This window comes from Tepidibacter thalassicus DSM 15285 (genome assembly GCF_900129915.1).
GTDB lineage: Bacteria > Bacillota > Clostridia > Peptostreptococcales > Peptostreptococcaceae > Tepidibacter > Tepidibacter thalassicus.
The window spans coordinates 1-23,529 of sequence record NZ_FQXH01000016.1 but is presented as its reverse complement, the minus strand read 5'-3'; the positions used below and the strand labels follow the sequence as shown (position 1 = coordinate 23,529).

Sequence of the window (23,529 nt, the reverse complement as noted above, 5' to 3'; positions counted from 1 at the left end):
TTATAACTCACTTAAGCATTAATTATATCAAATATCTATATTTTTTTAAATATTTCATTTAAAACATTTATTGCATAATTTTGTTCTATAAAAAACGGACTAGTAGCTATTGTCACTACATTTGATTTATCAATAAGTTCTTTAATTTTATCAATTTTCAAATCATAATCTATATAATTCATATCTTCTGAGAATATATCTAAATCTATATCTAAAACAAATTCCTCATCTATATCCAAACTAAAACTACTCAAATTATCAAGTATTATAACATCTGAAAATACACCTAATTCAAGTGCAGGCCTTATAAAATTTCCAACATTTAAATTAAAATTAGTATATTTAAATACATTTTCTAAATCATCTATATCTTTAATATAATCATCAGGTTCTCTCATGTCTTTATGTTGATCTATATGAACTAGTTTTATTCCTCTTTTAAATTTACCTCTTTTTAAAGATTTTATCCAAAAATAAAAAGCATGATTATGATTGTCAAATATATAAATATCTTTTTCACCAAAAGAATATTTTATAAAATACTCAAGACCCAAAGCATTTATTTCAATTCCATCTTCAACTTCAGAAAATACTATATTCTTTCCCACTTTGACATCTTCAATATTTCCTTCTTTTAAAGGTGGTACATATATATTTTTTTGTTTTCTCTTATCGTATGAAAATACATTATTTCCAACAGGTTTATCTATAAAAAATCCTTTATAATAATCCATTTTACTACCTCCACTTTAATTTTATAAAAAGGTTGTATATAATCTATATAGAATATAATAATATTATAATACAACAGTATTTATACTAAGGAGGAATTTTTTTGAAAGAATTTATTACAGCTTTTGTATTAATAACTCTAGCTGAAATGGGTGATAAAACCCAACTTCTCGCCATGGCATTTGCTTCAAAATTTAAACCTATTAGTGTTTTAATTGGTATTTTTATAGGTTCTTTTTTAAATCATGGAATTGCTATTGCAATAGGTAATTATATAAGCAAATTTTTTCCCATAGAAAAAATTCAAATACTAGCTTCTATATTATTTATATTATTTGGTATTTGGTCTCTTAAAATTGATAAAAAAGACAATGAAGAAAATTTAAAATCAAACTACGGTCCTATCATAACAGTAGCTCTTGCATTTTTTATAGGTGAACTAGGAGATAAAACACAACTTACAGCTATGACACTTGGTGCAAATTCTAAATATCCTATATTTATTCTATTTGGAACAGTTTCTGGAATGATAATCACAGGAGGACTTGGAATAATAGTTGGCAAACTCCTCGGCAAAAAAATACCTGAAGTAACAATGAAAATAATAGCATCTTTTGTGTTTATATTCTTTGGAACCATAGGATTATACAAATATCTTCCAAGTATATACATAAATCCATTAAATAGTTTTTGTTATTTTGGAATACTTTTATTGTCAATAATTCTCGTATTACGACACAATGCTATTCAAAAAGATGAGTATTATGAAAAAAAAATAGCAAAAATATTATCTCAATGCAAAAATTGTGGACAAGAACACAAAGAATACTGTTCTTTAAACAGACAAAGACTTAAATTAGAAAAAAAATATATAGGAGAAAATATACCCTATCTAGGAAGTGTCATTAAGTATTTAGAAAGTTTAAAAGAGTTCGATATAAACCTTTACGAAAAAGTTCACAATATATACAAATACAAGCATAATAAAAAAACAAATTCTAAATAAATGTTAAATAATAAAAAACAAAGAAATTTCCCACATTTTGTTGTAACTTGGAAATTTCTTTGTTTTTTTACTTAAACACATTTTTCGCCGAATAAAATTAAGTTTTATTTTATTTTTGTTAATAAAATTAATATAAAATATGTTTTAATTTAATTTTATTAATCCATATAATTTATTTTTTATGTAAAACTAATACTATTTCATTGAAATTACAAGGAAATTTATATAAAATGAAGTCTAGTATTGTTTTATATAACTAAGGAGGTTTATTATGAGTAAAGAGAAAAGTATTTTTTCTAACCTAGGAATTATAATAATAATTTCTATGCTTTTAGGTATAGCTGTAGGTACAGCTTTATATGTTTCAAATACAGGAGAATATTTCGCTACAACTATATGCTCTAATCTAGGGGATATATTCATGCAACTACTTAAAATGGTAGTTATTCCTTTAGTTACAACATCTATAATATCCGGTGCTGCATCTATAGGTAATACCAAATCTGCTGGTAAAATAGGCATATCAACATTTGCTTATTATATGTTTACAACGTGTTTCGCTGTTATACTTGCTTTAATAATGGGAAATTTAACACAACCAGGTATTGGAGTTGATAGCTCTATATCTGCTATGTTTTCCAACGAATACGCTGATAAAGGAACTATACCTGGTTTTTGGGAAACTATTAAAGGTATAATTCCAACAAATCCTATTAAATCTTTAGTAGATGGAAATATGCTTCAAATACTATTTTTCAGTTTATTTTTAGGATTTGGAATATCATCTATTGAAAAAGATAAAAAAGAATTTATATTAAAAGTTTTCGATTATATAACAGAAGCACTTATATGGGTTATTAATAAAATAATGTTATTTGCACCTATAGGAGTATTTGCTCTTATGGTATATTCAATTAAATCTTTTGGATTTAATTCATTAACACCTGTATTTAAATTATTTATTGTATATATATTCACTTTAGGTATTCATACTTTTGGATTTTATCCTTTAATGGTAAAACTACTTTCTAAAGTATCTCCAATTAAATTCATAAAAAAAGTAATGAAGCCTTTTTCTGTTGCTTTTTCATCTGCTTCTTCTATGGGAACACTTCCTGTTACAACAGAAGTTTGTGAAAAAGAACTAGGAGTATCTAAAGAAATAACATCATTTGTACTTCCACTTGGAGCTACTATAAATATGGACGGTAACTCTATATATTACGGACTAGTTGCAGTATTTTTCGCTCAATATTTTGGAATTGAACTTACAATGGCATCATATTTAGCTATAATACTTACAGCAACTATAGGCTCTATTGGTCAAGCAGGAGTTCCTGGGCCTTCATTACTAGTCGTTGCAGTACTAATGTCTGCTAATATACCTATAGTAGGTCTTCCTATACTATTTGGTATGGATAGAATATTTGATATGTTGAGAACTGCTGTAAATGTAACTGGAGATGCTTCTTGTGCAGTAATTATAGAAAATTTAAAACAAAAAGGATAATCAAAATAAGACCTTCTAAAGTTAGATTTCATAACATCTACTTTAGAAGGTTTTATTTATTAAATTCTAAATATATTCCAAGGATATTCATCAGGTGGTAAACAAGTAAAATTCATTTTTTCTTTTAAAGTTGGATGAACTACTCCTATTCTATAAGACCAAAGAGCAATCTGTTCTCCTCTCTTATTTAAATTTCTTCCATATTTTTGATCTCCATACAGAGGATTGCCCCTACTAGAAAACTGTACTCTTATTTGATGAGGTCTTCCAGTTTTCAATTTTATTTTCACTAATGTTAAATTATTTTTACTTTGTAATACCTTATATTCAAGTATTGCTTCTTTGGCTTCACTAAAATCTTTATTTACAACTCTTACTATGTTAGTTTTTTTATTTTTATATAAAAAATCTTTCAATATTCCTTTATTTTTTTTAGGTTTTCCTCTAAGTATAGCTAAATATACTTTTTCAAAACTCCTATTTCTCACTTGCTCTGAAAGACGTGATGCTGCTTTTGAAGTTTTTGCAAATATCATACAACCTCCAACTGGTCTATCAAGTCTATGAACAAGTCCCAAAAAAACATTGCCCGGTTTATTGTACTTTTCTTTTATATACGATTTTAATATTGTAATCATATCTTTATCTTTTGTACTATCTCCCTGTGTCAATATATTTACAGGTTTTTTTACAACCAATAAATGATTATCTTCGTATATCACATCTACCATTATTTTAACGACTCCCATCTTCCAAGAATTCCACAAGGAAGTACTAATCCAGTTTTAGTTATAGGTATTCCAATTTCTCCAGAATATATTTTACCTTTATATTTTTTCCCAATAGATGAATTTAATATATTTTCTAAAACAATTGGAGAAAAACCAGATGTATATGAATTTATAAGGAAAAATAGAGGTTCATCAGATAAAACATTCATACATAGCTCTATAAAATCATATAGCTTATCTTCTATTTTCCAAACCTCTCCTCCTGGTCCTCTACCGTAAGATGGTGGATCCATTATTATAGCATCGTACTTTCTCCCTCTTCTTATTTCTCTTTGAACAAATTTAAATACATCATCTACTATAAATCTAACCCTTTTATGCTTAAGCCCTGACAATTCTAAATTTTCTTTTGCCCAAGTTACCATACCTTTTGCTGCATCTACATGACAAACTTCTTCGGCTCCTCCATAAGCTGCTGCAACAGTTGCTCCTCCTGTATAAGCAAAAAGATTGAGTACCTTTATAGGTCTATTTGCCTTTTTTATTTTTTCTATTATCCAATCCCAATTTGCAGCCTGTTCTGGAAACAATCCCGTATGTTTAAATCCTGTAGGTTTTATATAAAAAGATAAATCTTTATATTTTATAGTCCATTTTTCAGGCATATCTTTTTTATATTCCCACTGGCCTCCACCTTTCGAACTTCTATGATAATGGCCATGTGGATTTTTCCATAAAGACCATTCTTTGTGTAAAGGCCATATTATTTGTGGGTCTGGTCTTCTCAATATATATTTTCCCCATCTTTCTAATTTTTCTCCATCTCCTGTATCTATAAGTTCATAATCTTTCCATTTATCTGCAAGTAAAAGCATAATATTATCACTCCTAAAATTTTATTTAGTCAAATTATTATATATTATTTATCATCTACTTTCAAGATACAAAAAAAGTCCCAATATTATGAATTGGGACCATTAGCTTTATTGACCTTTTTTCCAAATAACACATTATAAGATTGAGCAAGTAAAACTACTGCAAGTATAAATAAAAATACAGCAAACATCACTAGTATATAATTGTGATTTGCTATATTAGATTTTATCAATAATACTAACGCTGTTAAAGTTACTGCAAACATAAATACCATAGGAAACAACAACATTTTATTATTTTTACCTGTATTTGAAAGCCATGCCGCTATTGCTAAAAGAGCTAATGCTGCAAGAAGTTGATTTGCAGATCCGAATATCGGCCACACTGTTTTATATCCCATAAATGCTAATATTCCTCCAAGTATAACAGTTATTCCTGTTGATATATATCTATTTGTAAGTATAGTTTTTTCTCCACTTTTACTTTCAAAATATTCTTGGAATATAAATCTAGCCAATCTTGTTGATGTATCAAGACTAGTTAATGCAAAAGCTGATATAGAAAGAGCTGTAAATGATTTTCCTGCTGTAAAAGGCACTCCAAATGAAGCCATAAAATTAGCTATTCCATCTGCAAACACATTTATAGGACCGCCTTGTGCTAAAAGTTCTTTTAATTTATCTGCTCCTAAATAAGTTGCAGTGATTATAGCTATTATAGCAAGAAGGGACTCTATAAGCATTCCACCATATCCTATTTTCTTTGCATCTGATTCTTTATCTAATTGCTTTGATGATGTTCCCGATCCTACTAAAGAGTGAAATCCTGATATAGCACCACATGCTACTGTTACAAACAATATTGGAAATAAATAATTGCCATCTATATTAAATCCTGTATATCCAGCCATTTTTATTGATGGTTTTGTAATTATAACTCCAAGTACTGCTCCTATAATCATCGCATATAACAAAAATGAATTTAAATAATCTCTAGGTTGAAGTAGTATCCAAACCGGAGTTACAGATGCTATAAATATATACAACAACAATATAACTATCCATACTTCTTTACTCAATTTCAAAGGAAACAACATTCCTAAATACATACATAAAAATAGCAAAATAACTCCTATAACACTCCCTATTCCCAAAGAAACACCTCGTCTGTATACTGCAAATCCAAATACTATTGCAAGTAATATAAATAATAAAGAAGATGATGCAGCTTCTGGTGTTGATGCAAATGTTCCCGCAACTATATTAGTAAATGCAGCAATAACTAATAAAAGAGTAAGCCATGCAAATACAGCAAATAGTTTTTTACCTTTATTTCCTATATTAACTTCTATTATTTCCCCTATAGATTTTCCCCCATGTCTTACTGATGCGAACAAAGATCCAAAATCTTGTACTCCGCCAAAAAATATACCACCTATTAAAATCCAAAGAGTTACAGGTATCCATCCAAATATAGCAGCTTGAATTGGTCCAACTATTGGTCCTGCTCCTGCAATAGACGCAAAATGATGACCTAAAAGAACAGGAGTTTTAGCAGGCATATAATCTACTCCATCTTTTTTAGTATGAGCTGGTGTCTTATTTTTATCATCTATTCCCCATTTTTTTACAAGGTATGCTCCATAAGTTACATACCCTATAAATAGTATAATTGCTCCTATTATCAAAAGAGTTACTGAATTCAATTTAATACCCCCTTATAAAAATTAATTACTTCTTTAGAATCTTTATTAAATATGAATTCATTTTGAGAAGAATCAAATATTATTATTCTTAAATTGGACCACCCCCTCAATCCCCACATATAACTTTTTCTCATCTTTATTTTTTTTATTTTTTTGGTTATATTAGATTCCTTTTGTTTGCATTCTATAAATAAAGTTATATGTGTTGACATATGATTTTCATGTACTTTCACCAATTTCTCCATGGCCATTTTTGAAAATATCAAAAAATAATTTATATCTTCTTCTGTTAAATTTTCCAATTTCTTAACAAAAACGTATTCTCTATTTTCATACCCCCAAACTACATTTTTTTTACTTAAAAAATATTTTTCATTTTTAATTATAAATTCTCCCATAAATTCAAAGTGAAATTGATCTAGATTATAATTTTCATATAAGTTAAAATTATAGGCCATGGCTTTTTTCAGCTTTTGTATTACTATATTATCCACCCCCTTTACTATATATTATATAATATGTATATTATTTTACATATATAGTTATTTTTACATAAAAAAAAGACTTCCTATAGGAAGCCTTAAAAGTTCGTTGCTTTTCCAGTATGAGCATTTATTTCATCAAATACTGATTTAGATAAATCTACTGGAGTAAACATATATATTAATTTTGTTTCATACTTAAGATTATCATTATCTGTATTTAAATTTATATATTTAAGTTTTGGCTTATTTTCTTTAAAAAATATTTTTTTAGCATCTTCTTTACTTATAATATTATCTATATCTTCAAATTCAATTTTATCATTCCAAAAACAATCCAATTCTCTTATTTGTCCAGTTTTCATATCTACAACAATAACTATATTATTATCATAGTATTCTACTCCATTTACAATTCTCGGAAAATTAAAATAGATATTTCTTTTTTGTATCTCTTTTCCTTCAAATTTATAAGTTAAAGGATATTTAATTTGTTCAGTTTTTATATCTTTTATCTTTTCAGGAAAAAACTCACTTATAGCTTCTATAGCCTTCTCATAAGCTTCATCCCAAGTTAGTTTAGGAGTAAATGCTTCATCTTTTTCATCATTATCCCACATAGATATATTCATCAATTTACCTGTCAAAGCACTTATAATTACATTCCCAACATATTTATCATTACCTTTTTCAACAAAATCAGCCATCCAAATACCATCTGAATTTATATAGTTATCCCTTAAATACTGAACATTATTCAACTCTACATCTACATTGTAAAGTTCTTTTATTATTTTGTCGATTAATTCAACAGCTTCTTCTCTAGTTAAATTTTTTTCTAATTTAGAACTGTGTTTAGCATTTTTAAATATTTCTTCTTTTTTAGACTCATCTATATCTCTAGTTTCTTCTTTTTCTTTACTTTGTCCACCCCAACTTATAAATTTTCCTTCTTTTGCATCTATCATATCGCTGTTCTTAAATCTATAATTATACACTAGCATCGCTTTTTCTTTATTAGTTTTAGAATCAAAACTAGATTTATAATTTAGATATACTTCTATGTTTTCATCAAATAATTTTTCAGCTTCCTCTTTACTTATAATATTATCTACCTTTGGGAAATTAATATTATCTAACCAAGTATAATAATACCCTATCATTTTTCCATTTACAGCATCAACATCAACAGTTATATAATCTTCATCATATTCTATTCCATCAATATCTCTCACATAAGTAAAAACATATTCATTACCAAAACAATCATAATCAGAAAGTTTAATTTGATTAACTTTTTCTGGACTTATTTGCTTTATATAATCTAGTGCTATTTCTTTTGCTTTTTCTAAATCTATCTTTGCGTTTTCTTTTTCATTTCTATCAAAATTTACATTTTCATGCTTACTTAACATTCTGATTTTACCGGTATTTGAATCTACAGATACAAAAAATTCTATTCTTTCTTCATCTATGTATTTACTCCAAAATATATTCCAATTACAAATTCCCATATAAGAATCAAAATTGATATTTTCATCAAAATCACTAACATCAATTCCAAATAACACTTTTATTTCTTTCATTCCTATTTTTCTAGCTTCTTCTTTTGAAATTTTAACTTGTTTTTGTTGTTCATGCATCGCTACAACACTATTATTTAAATCTGCAAATGCAGGATTTAAACTTCCAAACACAATAGCCGCTGCCATAAATGCTCCCAAAAATTTATTCTTTATCATTTTTACACCCTTCTTTCTCATAATTTATTTACAATTTAATTATATTCTTTAAAATTAAATAAATGGTTACAAAACAGTTACAAATATCATTATAATTACTAATTCTTAAATAACTCTTAACAAACTCTTAAATTAATCTTAAATACTATTTATATTCAAAATATATTTTATTTATCACAGATTTTTTTAATATTCATAACATGATATTGAGGAAATTTTAAGGAGGTAAAATATATGAAATTAGCAAGACCTTATATAATAAAACAAAGATACACTTGTATATTTCCTTTAAATGAAGGATTTAAAAAAGGAACTGTATTTCCTGAACTTTATAAACCATACAAAAAGAAAGGTAAAAAAGATAGGGGGAAATAATTATGAAACAAGAAGAATTACTTAGAAAAATACAAGAAGTCGATTTTGCATGTCTTGAACTTAATTTATACTTAGATAACAATCCAAATAATCAAAATGCTCTAAAAGATTACAATGCTCTTGCTAACGAATCTATGAAACTTAAAAAAATTTATGAAATGAATTTCGGTCCATTAACTAATTTTGGATCTTCTTTAAGTCAATATCCATTTGCATGGATAAATGAGCCATGGCCATGGGAAGGCAAGTAATAAAAGGAGGATAAGTTATGTGGATTTATGAAAAAAAATTACAATATCCAGTTAATATTAAATGTAAAGACATTAGAATGGCAAAATATATAATAACTCAACTAGGTGGCCCAGATGGAGAATTAAGTGCTGCTATAACATATCTAAATCAAAGATATACAATGCCAACAGGCAAATCAAAAGCTCTTCTCACAGATATAGGAACAGAAGAACTTGCTCACGCAGAAATGATATCAGCAATGGTATATCAATTATTAAAAGATGCAACTCCTGAAGAACTTAAAGCTGCAGGACTTGGATCTCAATATACACAACATGATAATTCTGTATTTCCTGCAGATACAAACGGAGTGCCATGGACTGCATCTTATATAGGCATTATAGGAGACCCTATTACAGATCTTCATAACGATTTAGCCGCTGAACAAAAAGCTAGAACAACATATGAACATCTTATTAATCTAACAGATAACCCAGACATAAAAGATGCTCTTAGATTTTTACGAGAAAGAGAAGTTGTTCATTATCAAAGATTCGGAGAAGCTTTAATGGATGTATATGAATACAAGGATTCTAAAAAACTTTACTAAAATAGAGTTGTATTACACAACTCTATTTTTCTATATCTAAATTATATTTTGCAATTCTATCCATTAATACAGCCATCTCTGCTCTATTTAATTCTCTTTTAGGATAAAAATTTCCATCGTCATATCCTCTGAAAATACCTTGCTCATTCATAGCCATTATATATCCATACGACCAATCGTTAGAAGAAACGTCTTTAAATACTCTTACTTTATTGTAACTAATATCTTCACCTTTTAGTATTCTATAAAGCATAGCAGCCATTTCTTCTCTTGTAATAACTTCATCAGGATAAAACATGTTATTTCCTTTCCCTTGTATTATATTATACTTTTTAGCAATTTCAATTTCTTTGCTAGCCCAATAACTATATGAAACATCTTCAAACGAATATGAATTTACTTTTTCACCATCAAGACCTAAAATACGAACTAATATTACAGCAGCCTGAGCTCTTGTTAACTTATCATTAGGTGAAAAATACTCATCAGAAGTTCCTTTCATCCAACCCTTTTCAACCATTGACAATATAGAATCTACTGCCCAATGACCATCTATATCTAAAAAGTAATAACCATTTAACCATAAATCATAAAAATCCCAAAAACTTTCTTTTTCTTGACCCAAACTCCAACTTCCACTACCTTTTAAATTATACTTCTTAACTAATTTTAACTTTTCTTTTATAGATTCTTCATTTTCATACCAATATATATACGTTCCATCGGGAGCATAAACAGTAGCCATGGGGGATTTGCTTTCATTATCAAATACTACATTAGAAGGATAATTCTTAATAATTTTATCTATTTTTTTTAAACTCGCTCCATATCCTCCTATTACTTCTCCTTCTTTCCAGTAACGCCCATAAAACGGAATTCCTAATACAATTTTTTCTGGTTCAACATATTTCAAAGCATATTGTATAGACTTCTCTACAAATTGAATACTTGCAACAGGTCCAGAAGGCCCTCCCATATAACTTTCATCATAAGCCATTATAAATAAATAATCACTGTATTTTCCTAATTTTCTGTAATCATAAGACGCCTGCCATCCTTTTGTCCATCCTTTTGGATTAGCAGCTACAGCTACAGAAACTTCTTTATCTGAAGAAAGGTTATCCCTCAAAAGTTTTACAAGTTCTGTATAATCATCTCTATCTTTATCAGTCACATTTTCTATATCTACATTAACACCATCTAAATTATATCTTTCAACAGCTCTTACAATTTCTCTTACTAAACCTTCTTTATTTCTAAGAGCTGCTCTCCCTAAACTTCTATCCCAGTGATTACTCAAAAAAGGAACTACTTTTATATTCTTTCTATGCATCTCTTCTATAAAATCAATATCTAATTTTTGAGTTATTTTTAAACTTCCATCTTCATTCAAATCAAAATAGCTAGGATAAACTATATCTACAGAACCACTTGCATTATCTACAATCTGCACATAACTACTTTTATCACTAAAGTATATATAAGATGTATTTATTTTTTGAGCTTGAACCACAGAGTAATTAGATAATAATATTAAAATCAAAATTAAACATGTGCAAATTTTTGTTATCTTATCCAAAATCTTACTTTTCAATTTCAAAGGTCTCCCCCCTTTAAATTTTTATCGTAAGTTAATAATATACCCATACACTATCTATATTCAAGAAGTAAATACTGTAAATTATAAAACGCAAATAGCATAATTTTTTTTGCAAAATTTAAATATGTAATTTCTAGTTGGAAGAGTTTATAAAGTATTATAATTTCTAAACATGAAAAAATAATAATACATTCAATAAAAGGAGGTTTTATAATGAAAAATGAAAATTTAAATGCAGAAAATGCTCGTAGAATAGATGAACTTATCGATATAGTTGAAAAACATACTAGAACAGAACGCCATCTTGAACAACATTCTGATATAACTTCTCCTGAACAAATTGAACATGTTAAAGAAATACAAAAAGACAGAGAATATAGAATAGAAAATTTAAAAAATATAATAGCTTATGGACAACATAGCAACGACAATGAACTCGAAAATTTAGAAAAAAATTATCACTACACTCAAAATTACTTAGATCAGAACAAAAATCATATGAATAAACAAGACTTAGAAAAAGCAATTGAAAAACAAAACCATCGTAAAGATCAAATGAAATTTTTAGATTAAAAAAGAAGGAAATCTCCTTCTTTTTTAATTCTAACAGTTCATAACTTTATTATTACTTTTTACACTTCTATCTACATAACTAGTATGAAGTAGTTTATGTGCCAAGTGACTTCCGGGGTTTTTTAAATACTCATCATAAAGCTCTTTAACTTCTGGATTTTCAAAAGATCTTCTAATTTCATTATTTCTATCTGAATTATACAGACCTTCTTTTCTCATTTCCATAATTTCTTTATTATCTGGAATTGGAGCCCCTCCTCCACCCAAACATCCTCCTGGACATCCCATCACCTCTATAAAATGATAATCAACTTCACCATTTACTACCTTATCTAATAATTTCCTTGTATTCAAAGCTCCATTTACTACAGCAACTCTTACAACAGTTCCATTTATTTTTATTTCAGCTTCTTTAATTCCATCTAATCCTCTAACTGATTTATAATCTATATCATCCATTTCTCCATCAGTTAATACATACGAAACAGTTCTAAGTGCAGCCTCCATAACACCACCAGATGTCGCAAATATTCTAGCTGCACCCGTACCTTTTCCTAAAAATTTATCAAAATCTTCATCTTCAAGATCCAAAAATGGAATATTTTTTATTTTAATCATTTTTGCAAGTTCTCTTGTCGTAAGCACTATATCTACATCTCTTATTCCATTCACTTCCATTTCAGGTCTATTTGCTTCAAATTTTTTAGCAGTACACGGCATTATAGAAATACTTACTATATTTTTAGGATCTATTCCTGATTTTTTAGCATAATAAGATTTAGAAAGTGCTCCAAACATCTGTTGAGGTGATTTGCAAGAAGATACATTTTTTAAAAGTTCTGGATAATTATGTTCAACAAACTTTATCCACCCCGGTGAACATGAAGTAAGTAAAGGCAAATTTTTTCCTTCTTTAAGTCTACTTATAAATTCATTTCCTTCTTCCATAATAGTTACATCTGCTGAAAAATCAGTATTAAATACCTTATCAGCTCCAAGTTTCCTAAGAGATACAACCACTTTGCCAGTAACATCAGTTCCCGGTGCTAATCCAAACTCCTCTCCTAATGTATTTTTAACAGCAGGAGCTATTTGAACAACAACATGCTTATTATTATCCAATAATGCTTTTAAAGCTTCATGTATTTGTGTTTTTTCATATAAAGCTCCAACAGGACATACTTTTACACATTGCCCACAATTTATACAATTAGTTTCTTTTAAAGATTTATCACCTACAGTCCTAACTAAATTTTTTTCACTATTAAATTCATATATTCCTATTCCTTGAATGTCCCTGCATACTGATATACACCTACCACACAATATACATTTATTCATATCTCTCACAATTGAATCACTAGAGCAATCTATCAAATCCATTCTTATTTCTCCCTTAAAAGGAACTTCATCTCTATTTACATCTAAAATATAACATAAATTTTGAAGTTCACAATCCCCTGATGCTTTTTCACAAGTTAAACAATCATTTGGATGTTTAGATAGTAGTTCTTTGAGTATAGATTTTCTTTTCTGTTTTACTTCATCGGTATTAGTAAATACTATTAAATTTTCTTCAACTAAAGTAGAACATGATGGAACAAAATCATCTTTCCCTTCTATTTTTACACAACATATATTGCAATTTCCCTCTACTTTTAATTCTGGATGATAACAAAGAGTTGGAATATCTATCCCAAGTTTTTTACAAGCATCTAGTATAGTAGATTTTTCATCGACAGAAACACTTTTTCCATCTATAGTTAAATTAACCATCACAAATTCATCCCCCTTACTCAAAATCCCTCTCAAAATTCTCAATTTCTATACATATTTTAGATAATTCGTCTTTCAATATATTAAGTCCTTTATTTTTTTATTGAACTTTTCTTAACTTATTCTTAAATTTATCTTAAATATATATTATAATTATATATTAATAATTATTTGGAAGGGGAAATATTATGAATATAAATATTTTAATTGCAGAAGACGAAGAAGATATAAGAAATCTTTTAGTCCTTCATTTATCTAAAGAAGGCTACAACATCTTTGAAGCTTCTAATGGAATTGAGGCTTTAAAAATATTTTATAAAGAAGATATAGACCTTCTTCTTCTTGACGTTATGATGCCTAAAATGGATGGATTTAAAGTCTTAACGAAAGTTAGAGAGACAAGCCAAATCCCAGTAATATTTTTAACTGCAAGATCTGAAGAATGTGATAAAGTATTAGGCCTTGGCCTTGGTGCCGATGATTATGTAGTAAAACCTTTTAGTATTATCGAAATAACTTCAAGAGTTCAAGCTCAACTTAGACGATATATAAATTATTCTCAAAAAGAATCAAAATATATAATAACTAATGGAGATTTAATCCTTGATTTAAAAAACTATGTTCTTAAAAAAAACAATCAAATTTTAGATTTAAACCCAAAAGAATTTAAAATCATTTCTGTCTTTATGGAGAACATAGGAAAAGTCTATACAAAAAAACAACTATATGAACTCGTATGGGAAAATATATACTATGGAGATGACAATACTATAATGGTTCATATAAGCCACCTAAGAGAAAAAATTGAAGATAACCCCAAAAAACCAAAATACTTAAAAACAATTAGAGGTATAGGATATAGAATGGAGAAATGCAATGAGTAAACTTAAACTAAACATATCTACTCAATTTTTTATAAATTATTTATTTTTATTTATATTATTAATAGCTATTGTTATTCTAAGTTTTGTCACTAGCATTATTTATATAGAAAAAAACTATCCACTTCCTCAAGACGATATAAACATGAGCAAATTGTATAAAAATATAAATAAATACGGAATAAAAAAAGCATGTGAAATAGAAAATATTTCTTCTAATTCATATGTAGAATTATTAGATGAAAATTTAAAAGTAATTTCTCAGTACAATAGCAAACATAAAATAGGTTATATTTACCCTCAAAAAGTTTTTAATAAAATTTTAATAAACAGCTACAATGCAAAAGAACTCAATTACACAAAATATTATTCTGATTTTCAATTTTATTATTCAAAAAATACAGACAATATTTTGCTTATTGCACTTCCAAATCAATACAATTTCCCACTTAAAAATTTCTTTGCTTTTATATTAAGCTTTTTTATAATTAGTTTTTTTATCGTAATAGTAATTTATGCCAAAATAACGTCTACCAGTATAGTACGTCCTATTAAAAAACTAGTACACGGTGTTAACAAAATAAGCAATGGAAATTACAATATAAAAATAAATTTTAAATCCAAAAATGAACTTGGCCTTTTAAGAGATGCGATAAATCAAATGGCACAAAAAATTCAAAACGAAATAAACCTCAGAGAAAAATCAGAAAAAAACAGAAAAAGATTAATTTTAGATATATCCCACGATTTAAAAACACCACTTACAAATATTATTGGATATTCCGAAACTCTTTATCAAAATAAAAACTTAGAAGATGATGTAAAAAATAAATATTTAGATATAATCATTTCAAATAGTAAAAGAGCAAATAATTTAATTCAAGATCTGTTCGAATTATCTAAAATAGAAAGCGATAATAATAAAATAGAGTTTAAAAATTACGATATATGTGAATTTATAAGAAGAATACTTGTAAATTACATTTTCGAACTTGAAGAAAATGGAATGTCATACGAGTTTGATATTCCTGAAAAAGAAATAATATGTAAAATAAGTCCTAAACATTTAGAAAGAGCTTTAAGCAATATTATAATAAATAGCATTAAATACAGCGGAAAAAATACTACTCTAAAATTAAAAGTAAAAAAATTATCTGATATTTCTGTAATAACAATAGAAGATGACGGAATAGGTATAAATAGCGATTCTTTAAATGATATATTTGAACCATTTGTTAGAGGTGATATTTCCAGAAACTCTAAAACTGGAGGAACAGGACTTGGACTTGCCATAACCAAAGCAATAATAGAAAAACACGGTGGAACTATATATTTAGATAAGTATCACAAAAAAGGCTGTAAATTTATAATTTCTATTCCTTTAGCAAAATGAAATTAACATTTTATTATTGTGATATAATAAAAGACACATATAATCTAATATAAAGGGGGAAGGTATGATGAAATCAAAAAAATTTGGAAATAAGTATGTTTTAAGAATTGATAAAGGAGAAAAAATAGTAGATACTTTAAAACAATTTTGTATTGATAATAAAATAACTCTCGGAACAATCCATGGCATTGGAGCAACTAATAAAGCCACTATTGGGTTTTTCAATCTAAATACAAAAGAATATAATTCAACTGAACTTATAGGAGATTACGAGATAACCTGTATTATAGGAAATATTTCAACAAAAAATGGAGAAGTTTATCTCCACTTACATATTAATTTATCTGATGAAAATTATAAAACATTTGGAGGTCATCTAACAGAAGCTGTTGTAAGTGCAACTTGTGAAATTATAATCGATGTTATTGATGGAAATATAGAAAGAGAATTTAATGAAAATATAGGAATAAATACATATAAAATGTGATATAAAAACCCTAGAAAATCAAATTTTCTAGGGTTTTTTATATCTTTTTGATGTATATTCCAAATTATATTTTAGGTATTAAAGAAGCTATACTATTTGTTTGTGCACTAAATTTATAGTTCTGTCACATATACTTGCAACATATGGGTCATGAGTGACTATGATTATTGTTTTACCTGTATTGTTAAGTTCTTTTAAAATTCTCATTATTTCATTTCTATTATGAGAGTCTAGAGAACCAGTAGGCTCATCAGCAAGTATTAAGTCACATGGCTTTAAAAGGATTCTTGCTAGAGCAATCTTTTGTTGCTCCCCTCCTGAAAGTTCATATATTTTTTGATTGAGAGAAATATTTAACCCTACCTTCTCTAGTGCAACTATTTTCATCTGCTGCTTTACTTTCTTTGTTTTATTTGAATATATCAGAGGTATTTCAAGATTATAATTCACAGTCGAATTATCAATAAGTGCATAATTTTGAAATAGATAAGAAATTCTTGTTCTGAGAAGTTTATTCGCTTTTACTGAACCTATACGTGGGATTTCCTCGTCAAATATTTTGACAATACCGCTATCTGGCTTTTCAAGCAATCCTATTATATTCAGAATAGTTGTTTTACCCGAACCACTTTTTCCTGTAATGGCGACCATTTCACCCTTAGATACTGTCATGTTTATATTGTTTAAAACCACGTTTTTTGCATAGCTTTTGTTGACATTAATAAGTTCACATATATTTGACATACTATTTAAATCCCTCCTTTTAAAATTTCTACCTTATTTCTTTGTTCTATTATTATAAGTGAAATCACTGAAACCGCAAGTTCAATCAACATTATAACTCCACCAAATAAAATTAACTTAACATCTATAGCTCTGTTTACAATACAACAAATGAATAACTGAAATATCCATGTTATAAAGAATAACAAACTATATTCTTTATATGTTCTGAAAAAGCCTATACCAAATAGTCTGTGTACTATAAATTTACGTTGATTTTTGTTAAAAAATACAATCGTATTTTGTATGATAAGTATTAACAATCCTAATATCAGACCTAAACCTATGAGCAAAAACTCGTTTATCTGCTTTTGTATATCATATAATTCCTGCAAAATAAACTGATTAACAGTTATTAGATGTTTTAGGTTATCATCCAGTTTCAGCCTCTTAAGTTCAGGTTCTAGTATTTTGTATGTCAATGATGTATCTCTGTTAATCAGTTTTATCTTTAATGGATCTGTACATCCGCCTCCTAAAATGGAAGACCTGTCTGTGATAAGACTATTTTTTTCTGTAACCACCTGAATTATTGGGTCCATTATGATATTATGTTCAGCTTTAAATACTTCTGGATTGAAACTGAATATTTTTTGATCATTTTTCAACCAAACAATTTCAATATGCTGATTTTTAATATTATATGGAATTTCTTTATGTAAAAATTCTTTTTCATAATCAATAGAACTTGCTCTGTCTTTTTCAAAAAAGCTCAATATATCCTTTTCTCTATCACGATATTTTTCAGGTACCAGCAAAATCCAATTATTTGTATCCTCTGAAACTTGCACAGGATTGTTATGTATATCATATACAGGAAATTCTTTCAAATAATTATTGTTTACAGTTATTGATTCGATTCCTTTATAATCCCTGTTTAAAAGAAGAGCTGTTTCTTCATAATTGCGAGTATTGATTAATATTGATCCCATTTTATTAAGAATGGGATAAAGTTCACCATCTACACTTGAAGTGTATATAGGAAGATTATTTTCTAAATCTTTTTGATCATACCCTATTTTTACTGGATAAAAGACAGCGTAATCTTTACTATGCTCCCAATTCTTTAGATTTTGTTGTGTATTACATATATCGATATATTTACTATAAATTGAAAAGGAGACAAAGGTTAATAATATGGAAAAAACCACTTTAAGCAAAATATTTAAAATAAATATACCATTTATATCCTTTCTATTTTTTATTATATTACTCATCTTGATTTTCGATATATATATATATATATGGAATAAATGAAATAGCTATCATGATTATACAAGTTTTTAATTGATACAAAATAGTACTACAAACAAATGAATATGTTGTATTTTTCACCAATATAGCCAGAAACAATAAGACTAATGTTGATAAAAAAGAAACAACTATTATTAATTTTCCAACCATAATAAACCACAAGCGTATGTTAGATATACCATGCATTTTTATTATACCTATTCTTTTGGATTCATTGAAAATATAGTAGTTAAGCAAAATTAAAGTAATGACAAAAATCATGTAATTGATATATTTTAAAATGCTTATCGAAGAAGTTGAATAATATTCAACATTACTTAAATTTTGCTTAAAATCCTCAGAATTGAACGAGGTTTTGTAATATTTATTGATCTTATGGACAAAACCTTCTATAAATGCACTAAATATTTTGTCATCATATACCTCTACAAAATATTGACCATAAACAGGCAGATGCTCATAAGAAGTCTTAAGCGGTTTTATCATGATTAAATCATTATTCCCAAAATCTCTGATGATGCCTATCTGATTTTTATCACCAATATTTCTTGTTGATATATATAACTCACTTTGTTGCGTGTCTTTTGAGCTTAAAAATCTACCGCTTTTAAGCCTAAATGAATTAAAAAAATCTGTGTCATCTATCAGTAAGATATATTTTACAATTTCTGCTTTATCATCTATATTATAATTGATATTTGTTCTGAAAATATTGACCTTAAATTCATTTGCAGCTTCATACAATAGAGGATATAATTCATCCGCGTTAGCAATCATAAGATTGTTTGGAATTACAAACTGTTTTGCTATGCAGGTCTCTACTCTTGATATTTTTTCAAGTTCTTCTTTATCTGTTTGATTATAAGCTATAACAAAAGAAAAAACAGATGCCAAAATAAGAAAAATTACTATTATTTTTTTCAAAGTTATCAAGCTCCTTAAATAAATTTATTAAGTTAATCTATAAATAAAGATAGATTAATAACAAAAATGTTCCCTAAATTTACAATTTTTTTCAGAAAATGTTCATACTTTAGTTTTAGCCATATAAAATATATATGATATAAAAAACCCTAGAAAATCAATTTTTCTAGGGTTTTTTATACCTTTTTAACAAATTTAGATTTTAATTTCATAGCTCCTAAACCATCTATTTTACATTCAATATCATGATCTCCATCAATCAAACGTATATTTTTTACTTTTGTACCCATTTTTACAACAAGCGAACTTCCTTTTACTTTTAAATCTTTTATTACTATCACAGAATCTCCATCATTTAAAATATTTCCATTTGCATCTTTAATAACCCTTTTATCTTCATTATTTTCATCTTCCAACTCTAAAGTCCACTCATGAGCACACTCTGGACAAACAAAGATGCTCCCATCTTGATAAGTATATTCCGAATTACATTTCGGACAATTTGGTAAACTAAACATATTTTTCCTCCATTCGTTGTTATTAAATTCTAACGCCTTCCAATTAATATTACAGGATATTTAATGCTCTAGTCAACAACGACATAAATATAAGCCCAATAAATATTCCATCAATCAACGTTACGATAATTTTTCCTAACAATAAACTATTTGACTTAAAAATTACCAATAATATAATAAGCATACTAATTACAATTACTCCACTCCAAAATCTAAATTTATAAAATTTATTTATTTGAATGTAATCGCTTTTAGATATGCCTTTATCTTGAATAGCAATTAAATACATAATAATTACTACAAAACCTAAAACCGTACTACCGTGTTGTAGTATTTTATAAATTGGAATTTTAAAGTTTGCTATATCAATATATTTTGTTAATAACCCTATATTTTTAACAAAAAAACCCGTCTTATGTGTAAAACTATCCCAAAACAAATGAGTAAATGACCCTAAAATAGCAGAATAACAAAATACAATAAATTTAAATAATGAATTTATTCTCCAACTCTTTTTTGTTAAATAATAATATTTATCACAATAAGGTTTTGGTAAATTTAATATAACAGCTTTTTTTAATATATAATGATAAATACAAGCCACAATAAAAACAATCGGCAAGTTAAAATATAATTGACCTAAAAATGTATGTCCAACTATTTGTTTTGGTCTAAAATAGATGAAATATTCAAAATCAGGTGCCATGGTGCCAATTACTAATGCTGTAAAATCTAAATATTTAGTCCGTTTAGTTAAAAAAGGCAATACAATAGATGGATGTGCAAACGTAAACGGCATTTTCCCCAAACCCTCCTTATTTATTTCTATAAATACATTATCTCTTCTAATTGCAAGAAATCTTCTTTTTTAAAAAATTCCATCTATTCAATAAATATACCATCCCTTTGTGCTCTTAAGTAGACTGCTTAAGGCTATTTAAAATTTTAGCGTAGTATATCTCATAAGATGTATCCTCTAAAAAATCATATAAAACATTATCCAGTTCTATATCTAAATCTTCGTCTTCTTCTTCTGTTTCTTCATTGTATATTTCAAAATTTTCATATTTCCATTCGTTAAATGATCTTTCCAACAATTCTTTATAACTAACCCAACTTTTACCGTAATTCGATTGAAAAGTAGGTGTCCACTGATCGATATATATTTCAGATAATAATTCATCTAACTTAGAAAAATACAATATCTGTGCTATTTCTGATTTACCAAGCTCATTTTTCATTTTAATTATATCTGTATAAGTCATTTCTCTTACTTCACCCGAATAATCATAACTAATTCTACCATTATATTTGTTTATAAAAGGTTCTTCAGTTTTATACCAAATATAAGGTTTGTTAGTTTCTATAACTTCAATCAGTAACTTTGAGATAACTAAATAAATTTCTTTTCTTTCTATCTGACAGTTATTTTTCATTATAAACATAACTTGTTCCTCACTTTCTTCTCCATTTTATTTTTCTACAACAATCATTCTTCCTAATTCCAATATACATCAAACATCTTAAATACTTCTATTTTTACTTCCTTGCTAAATTCGAGTTTTCTCCCCATAAAAAATACCTCCAAAGTAGATTAATAATTTTAATTAATTACATTGTCCACTTTGGAAGTATCATATCACTTATGATACGGTTCACCTTTAATTATTCTAAAACTTCTATAAACCTGTTCAAGAAGTATTAATCTCATAAGCTGATGCGGAAAAGTCATTTTAGAAAAAGAAAGAGCAAAATCACTCCTTCTTAAAACTTCATCTCCAAGTCCTAAAGACCCACCAATAACAAAAGTTATATGACTATTACCTCTCAAAGCAAGGTCACTAATCTTTTTAGAAAGCTCCTTCGAACTTAAAAGCTTTCCTTCAATCTCTAAAGTTATTACAAAAGAAGAATCCCTTATACTATTAAGAATTCTTTTACCTTCTTTATCCTTTATCATAGCAATTTCTTTATCCGAAATATTTTCAGGTGCTTTTTCATCGGAAAGCTCTATAATATTAAGTTTACAATACTTAGAAAGTCTCTTCTTAAACTCATCTATTCCCAATTTTAAGTACTTCTCTTTTATCTTACCAACACAAACAATATCTATATTCAACACCCAAACAACTCCTCTTATAATATCTAAATTATCTATTTTTATATTTCAACATAACATATCCTTTAAGCTGAGCAAGCTTTACCCTATTGTACCCTTTTTTTATTGCATCTGTTAAATAATCCCTCGCTTTTAATTCATCATCTTTTATAAGATAAATTATTGCTAAATTATAATATGGTAAACAAAATTTATTATCTTCTTCTATAGCTTTATTAAAGTATTCTTCAGCTTTATTAAATGCTTTAGATTCTAAATAGCATATACCTATATTGTTATATACTTTCGCTTTTAAATTATGTGTATATACTCCTATATTAAACATTCTAAGATAACTCAGCCATGGCTTATCCTCAATATCATTTAAAAACATATTAAAATGCTCAACAGAGCTTTTATATCTTCTTTTATACAAAAGTCTTTTTCCTAAATAAAAATTTTTCCAAAATACCCTTTCTACTATTATCCATAATATTATAGGAAGAGATAACAAAAAATATTTTTTACTTAAAACTAAAAAAATACCAATACATATTAGCATCAAATATATAAACCTATTTAAAACAACCCTTAACATATAAACCGTTACCAAAAGCTTATAAAACTTTATAAGAAGATTTCAAAAGTCTATAGCTTTTGTTTCTTTCCTACTTCATAGTGTTCCATTTTGCCGTAGCTACTTTGGTGTTTATAACACTCCATAGACTTTGCTACATCTATCGATGTAGTAGGGTGTAACGAATCCCCAATTTAGAAAATCTTTTAAATTGATTTTTCTAAACCATAATTTGCAAGGTTATAAGCACTATTTTTATCTCTATCACAAATAAATCCACAGCTACATTTATAAAGCCTATCCGAAAGTTTTAAATCTTTCTTAATTTCGCCACAGTTACTACAAGTTTTACTACTTGGATAAAATATAGGTACTTGAATAAAATCAATACCATACTTTTCACATTTATATCTCATTTGATTTATAAATATATTAAAACCTTGCTCTTGTATAGCCTTTGATAAGTGTTTATTTTTCATCATACCCTCAACATTTAATGTTTCCATAACTACTCTTTTTGGCTTGGTTTTCACCATTTTAGAAGTAGCTTGATGTATATGATTAAGTCTAATATTTTTAAATTTACTATGAAGTTTTTTAATCTTCTTTTCAAGTTTTATAATATTTTTAGTTTTTTGGTAACGGATTTCACCTCCTTCTGTTTT

26 protein-coding genes are annotated in these 23,529 nt (G+C 27.1%); 9 read left to right on the top strand and 17 right to left on the bottom strand.

Features of this window, described 5'->3' with window-relative positions; all coding sequences use genetic code 11:
- Positions 1-35: 35 nt before the first annotated feature.
- Entirely contained in the window at positions 36-734 is a 699-nt protein-coding gene (locus BUA19_RS07760; protein WP_072725334.1) for a peptide arginase family protein, read from the bottom strand.
- Positions 735-835: 101 nt separating this feature from the next.
- Between BUA19_RS07760 and BUA19_RS07755 the strand changes: the two genes are divergently transcribed.
- Positions 836-1,738, top strand: a complete 903-nt coding sequence (locus tag BUA19_RS07755) for a TMEM165/GDT1 family protein (RefSeq protein ID WP_072725332.1) — start codon at positions 836-838, stop codon at positions 1,736-1,738.
- Positions 1,739-2,009: 271 nt separating this feature from the next.
- A complete protein-coding gene (locus BUA19_RS07750; protein ID WP_178137470.1) occupies positions 2,010-3,248 on the top strand; it encodes a dicarboxylate/amino acid:cation symporter in 1,239 nt (412 codons plus the stop codon).
- Positions 3,249-3,307: 59 nt separating this feature from the next.
- Here the strand turns inward: BUA19_RS07750 and BUA19_RS07745 are convergent, their stop codons facing one another.
- The 5 genes from BUA19_RS07745 to BUA19_RS07725 form a co-directional block, all read right to left on the bottom strand.
- The gene (locus BUA19_RS07745; RefSeq protein ID WP_143145401.1) at positions 3,308-3,979 is read right to left on the bottom strand and encodes an RluA family pseudouridine synthase; all 672 of its coding nucleotides are present in this window, start codon (positions 3,977-3,979) and stop codon (positions 3,308-3,310) included.
- Positions 3,979-4,854 carry a class I SAM-dependent methyltransferase gene (locus BUA19_RS07740; RefSeq protein ID WP_072725328.1) on the bottom strand — a complete coding sequence of 292 codons (876 nt, stop codon included), beginning with the start codon at positions 4,852-4,854 and terminating at the stop codon, positions 3,979-3,981. The genes BUA19_RS07745 and BUA19_RS07740 overlap by 1 nt, the downstream gene beginning before the upstream one ends.
- Before the next feature lie 86 nt (positions 4,855-4,940).
- A complete protein-coding gene (locus BUA19_RS07735) occupies positions 4,941-6,560 on the bottom strand; it encodes a carbon starvation CstA family protein (RefSeq protein WP_072725326.1) in 1,620 nt (539 codons plus the stop codon).
- Complete coding sequence (locus BUA19_RS07730; RefSeq protein WP_143145400.1) at positions 6,557-7,054, bottom strand: hypothetical protein; 498 nt, start codon at positions 7,052-7,054, stop codon at positions 6,557-6,559. Before BUA19_RS07730 ends, BUA19_RS07735 begins: the two co-directional genes overlap by 4 nt.
- Positions 7,055-7,140: 86 nt before the next feature.
- On the bottom strand, positions 7,141-8,784 hold the full coding sequence (locus BUA19_RS07725; RefSeq protein WP_072725322.1) for a YcdB/YcdC domain-containing protein: 1,644 nt from the start codon (positions 8,782-8,784) through the stop codon (positions 7,141-7,143).
- 234 nt (positions 8,785-9,018) lie between these two features.
- Between BUA19_RS07725 and BUA19_RS07720 the strand changes: the two genes are divergently transcribed.
- The 3 genes from BUA19_RS07720 to BUA19_RS07710 are packed head-to-tail and all read left to right on the top strand — an operon-like array spanning position 9,019 to position 10,000.
- The gene (locus BUA19_RS07720) at positions 9,019-9,159 is read left to right on the top strand and encodes a spore coat associated protein CotJA (RefSeq protein WP_084601991.1); all 141 of its coding nucleotides are present in this window, start codon (positions 9,019-9,021) and stop codon (positions 9,157-9,159) included.
- 2 nt (positions 9,160-9,161) lie between these two features.
- On the top strand, positions 9,162-9,410 hold the full coding sequence (locus BUA19_RS07715; RefSeq protein ID WP_072725320.1) for a spore coat protein CotJB: 249 nt from the start codon (positions 9,162-9,164) through the stop codon (positions 9,408-9,410).
- A gap of 17 nt (positions 9,411-9,427) precedes the next feature.
- Positions 9,428-10,000, top strand: coding sequence for a manganese catalase family protein (locus tag BUA19_RS07710; RefSeq protein ID WP_072725319.1), 573 nt, complete (start codon positions 9,428-9,430; stop codon positions 9,998-10,000).
- A 22-nt stretch (positions 10,001-10,022) separates the two neighbouring features.
- Here the strand turns inward: BUA19_RS07710 and BUA19_RS07705 are convergent, their stop codons facing one another.
- Positions 10,023-11,600, bottom strand: coding sequence for an S-layer homology domain-containing protein (locus BUA19_RS07705; protein ID WP_143145399.1), 1,578 nt, complete (start codon positions 11,598-11,600; stop codon positions 10,023-10,025).
- A gap of 213 nt (positions 11,601-11,813) precedes the next feature.
- Here BUA19_RS07705 and BUA19_RS07700 point away from each other — a divergent pair, with 213 nt between their 5' ends.
- Positions 11,814-12,173 carry a hypothetical protein gene (locus BUA19_RS07700; RefSeq protein ID WP_072725317.1) on the top strand — a complete coding sequence of 120 codons (360 nt, stop codon included), beginning with the start codon at positions 11,814-11,816 and terminating at the stop codon, positions 12,171-12,173.
- A 30-nt stretch (positions 12,174-12,203) separates the two neighbouring features.
- Here the strand turns inward: BUA19_RS07700 and BUA19_RS07695 are convergent, their stop codons facing one another.
- A complete protein-coding gene (locus BUA19_RS07695; RefSeq protein ID WP_072725385.1) occupies positions 12,204-13,949 on the bottom strand; it encodes an NADH-dependent [FeFe] hydrogenase, group A6 in 1,746 nt (581 codons plus the stop codon).
- Positions 13,950-14,137: 188 nt separating this feature from the next.
- Between BUA19_RS07695 and BUA19_RS07690 the strand changes: the two genes are divergently transcribed.
- The 3 genes from BUA19_RS07690 to BUA19_RS07680 all read left to right on the top strand — a co-directional run bounded on the left by BUA19_RS07690 (position 14,138) and on the right by BUA19_RS07680 (position 16,710).
- Complete coding sequence (locus tag BUA19_RS07690; protein WP_072725315.1) at positions 14,138-14,833, top strand: response regulator transcription factor; 696 nt, start codon at positions 14,138-14,140, stop codon at positions 14,831-14,833.
- Positions 14,826-16,223 (top strand): sensor histidine kinase, encoded by a 1,398-nt coding sequence (locus BUA19_RS07685; RefSeq protein WP_072725313.1) that lies wholly within the window; start codon positions 14,826-14,828, stop codon positions 16,221-16,223. The genes BUA19_RS07690 and BUA19_RS07685 overlap by 8 nt, the downstream gene beginning before the upstream one ends.
- Positions 16,224-16,290: 67 nt before the next feature.
- A complete protein-coding gene (locus BUA19_RS07680; protein WP_072725312.1) occupies positions 16,291-16,710 on the top strand; it encodes a PPC domain-containing DNA-binding protein in 420 nt (139 codons plus the stop codon).
- 87 nt (positions 16,711-16,797) lie between these two features.
- On the opposite strand, the gene BUA19_RS07675 is transcribed toward BUA19_RS07680, so the two are convergent.
- The 9 genes from BUA19_RS07675 to BUA19_RS07640 form a co-directional block, all read right to left on the bottom strand.
- On the bottom strand, positions 16,798-17,454 hold the full coding sequence (locus tag BUA19_RS07675; RefSeq protein ID WP_072725310.1) for an ABC transporter ATP-binding protein: 657 nt from the start codon (positions 17,452-17,454) through the stop codon (positions 16,798-16,800).
- A gap of 5 nt (positions 17,455-17,459) precedes the next feature.
- Positions 17,460-18,710 carry a DUF1430 domain-containing protein gene (locus BUA19_RS11870; protein ID WP_207645982.1) on the bottom strand — a complete coding sequence of 417 codons (1,251 nt, stop codon included), beginning with the start codon at positions 18,708-18,710 and terminating at the stop codon, positions 17,460-17,462.
- A complete protein-coding gene (locus BUA19_RS11865; RefSeq protein ID WP_207645981.1) occupies positions 18,703-19,671 on the bottom strand; it encodes a hypothetical protein in 969 nt (322 codons plus the stop codon). Before BUA19_RS11865 ends, BUA19_RS11870 begins: the two co-directional genes overlap by 8 nt.
- Before the next feature lie 176 nt (positions 19,672-19,847).
- The gene (locus BUA19_RS07665) at positions 19,848-20,189 is read right to left on the bottom strand and encodes a zinc ribbon domain-containing protein YjdM (protein ID WP_072725308.1); all 342 of its coding nucleotides are present in this window, start codon (positions 20,187-20,189) and stop codon (positions 19,848-19,850) included.
- Positions 20,190-20,238: 49 nt separating this feature from the next.
- Positions 20,239-20,988 carry a DUF4184 family protein gene (locus BUA19_RS07660; protein WP_072725306.1) on the bottom strand — a complete coding sequence of 250 codons (750 nt, stop codon included), beginning with the start codon at positions 20,986-20,988 and terminating at the stop codon, positions 20,239-20,241.
- Between the two features lie 115 nt (positions 20,989-21,103).
- Positions 21,104-21,634: a hypothetical protein gene (locus tag BUA19_RS07655; RefSeq protein WP_207645980.1), complete on the bottom strand. Its 531-nt coding sequence runs from the start codon at positions 21,632-21,634 to the stop codon at positions 21,104-21,106.
- Between the two features lie 194 nt (positions 21,635-21,828).
- On the bottom strand, positions 21,829-22,308 hold the full coding sequence (gene rlmH / locus BUA19_RS07650; protein ID WP_072725381.1) for a 23S rRNA (pseudouridine(1915)-N(3))-methyltransferase RlmH: 480 nt from the start codon (positions 22,306-22,308) through the stop codon (positions 21,829-21,831).
- Positions 22,309-22,339: 31 nt separating this feature from the next.
- Positions 22,340-22,849, bottom strand: a complete 510-nt coding sequence (locus BUA19_RS07645) for a tetratricopeptide repeat protein (RefSeq protein ID WP_242939264.1) — start codon at positions 22,847-22,849, stop codon at positions 22,340-22,342.
- A 221-nt stretch (positions 22,850-23,070) separates the two neighbouring features.
- Positions 23,071-23,529 (bottom strand): RNA-guided endonuclease InsQ/TnpB family protein (locus tag BUA19_RS07640; RefSeq protein WP_143145398.1); only part of this gene is annotated, 459 nt, incomplete at its 5' end.

Coding starts and splice junctions, on each gene's coding strand:
- BUA19_RS07700 (WP_072725317.1), top strand. CDS start 11,814: ATGAAAAATGAAAATTTAAATGCAGAAAATGCTCGTAGAATAGATGAA.
- BUA19_RS07695 (WP_072725385.1), bottom strand. CDS start 13,949: ATGGTTAATTTAACTATAGATGGAAAAAGTGTTTCTGTCGATGAAAAA.
- BUA19_RS07725 (WP_072725322.1), bottom strand. CDS start 8,784: ATGATAAAGAATAAATTTTTGGGAGCATTTATGGCAGCGGCTATTGTG.
- BUA19_RS07740 (WP_072725328.1), bottom strand. CDS start 4,854: ATGCTTTTACTTGCAGATAAATGGAAAGATTATGAACTTATAGATACA.
- BUA19_RS07675 (WP_072725310.1), bottom strand. CDS start 17,454: ATGTCAAATATATGTGAACTTATTAATGTCAACAAAAGCTATGCAAAA.
- BUA19_RS07745 (WP_143145401.1), bottom strand. CDS start 3,979: ATGGTAGATGTGATATACGAAGATAATCATTTATTGGTTGTAAAAAAA.
- BUA19_RS11870 (WP_207645982.1), bottom strand. CDS start 18,710: ATGAGTAATATAATAAAAAATAGAAAGGATATAAATGGTATATTTATT.
- BUA19_RS07680 (WP_072725312.1), top strand. CDS start 16,291: ATGAAATCAAAAAAATTTGGAAATAAGTATGTTTTAAGAATTGATAAA.
- BUA19_RS07645 (WP_242939264.1), bottom strand. CDS start 22,849: ATGCTAATATGTATTGGTATTTTTTTAGTTTTAAGTAAAAAATATTTT.
- BUA19_RS07710 (WP_072725319.1), top strand. CDS start 9,428: ATGTGGATTTATGAAAAAAAATTACAATATCCAGTTAATATTAAATGT.
- BUA19_RS07750 (WP_178137470.1), top strand. CDS start 2,010: ATGAGTAAAGAGAAAAGTATTTTTTCTAACCTAGGAATTATAATAATA.
- BUA19_RS07685 (WP_072725313.1), top strand. CDS start 14,826: ATGAGTAAACTTAAACTAAACATATCTACTCAATTTTTTATAAATTAT.
- BUA19_RS07665 (WP_072725308.1), bottom strand. CDS start 20,189: ATGTTTAGTTTACCAAATTGTCCGAAATGTAATTCGGAATATACTTAT.
- BUA19_RS07715 (WP_072725320.1), top strand. CDS start 9,162: ATGAAACAAGAAGAATTACTTAGAAAAATACAAGAAGTCGATTTTGCA.
- BUA19_RS07690 (WP_072725315.1), top strand. CDS start 14,138: ATGAATATAAATATTTTAATTGCAGAAGACGAAGAAGATATAAGAAAT.
- BUA19_RS07655 (WP_207645980.1), bottom strand. CDS start 21,634: ATGTTTATAATGAAAAATAACTGTCAGATAGAAAGAAAAGAAATTTAT.
- BUA19_RS07660 (WP_072725306.1), bottom strand. CDS start 20,988: ATGCCGTTTACGTTTGCACATCCATCTATTGTATTGCCTTTTTTAACT.
- BUA19_RS07720 (WP_084601991.1), top strand. CDS start 9,019: ATGAAATTAGCAAGACCTTATATAATAAAACAAAGATACACTTGTATA.
- BUA19_RS07760 (WP_072725334.1), bottom strand. CDS start 734: ATGGATTATTATAAAGGATTTTTTATAGATAAACCTGTTGGAAATAAT.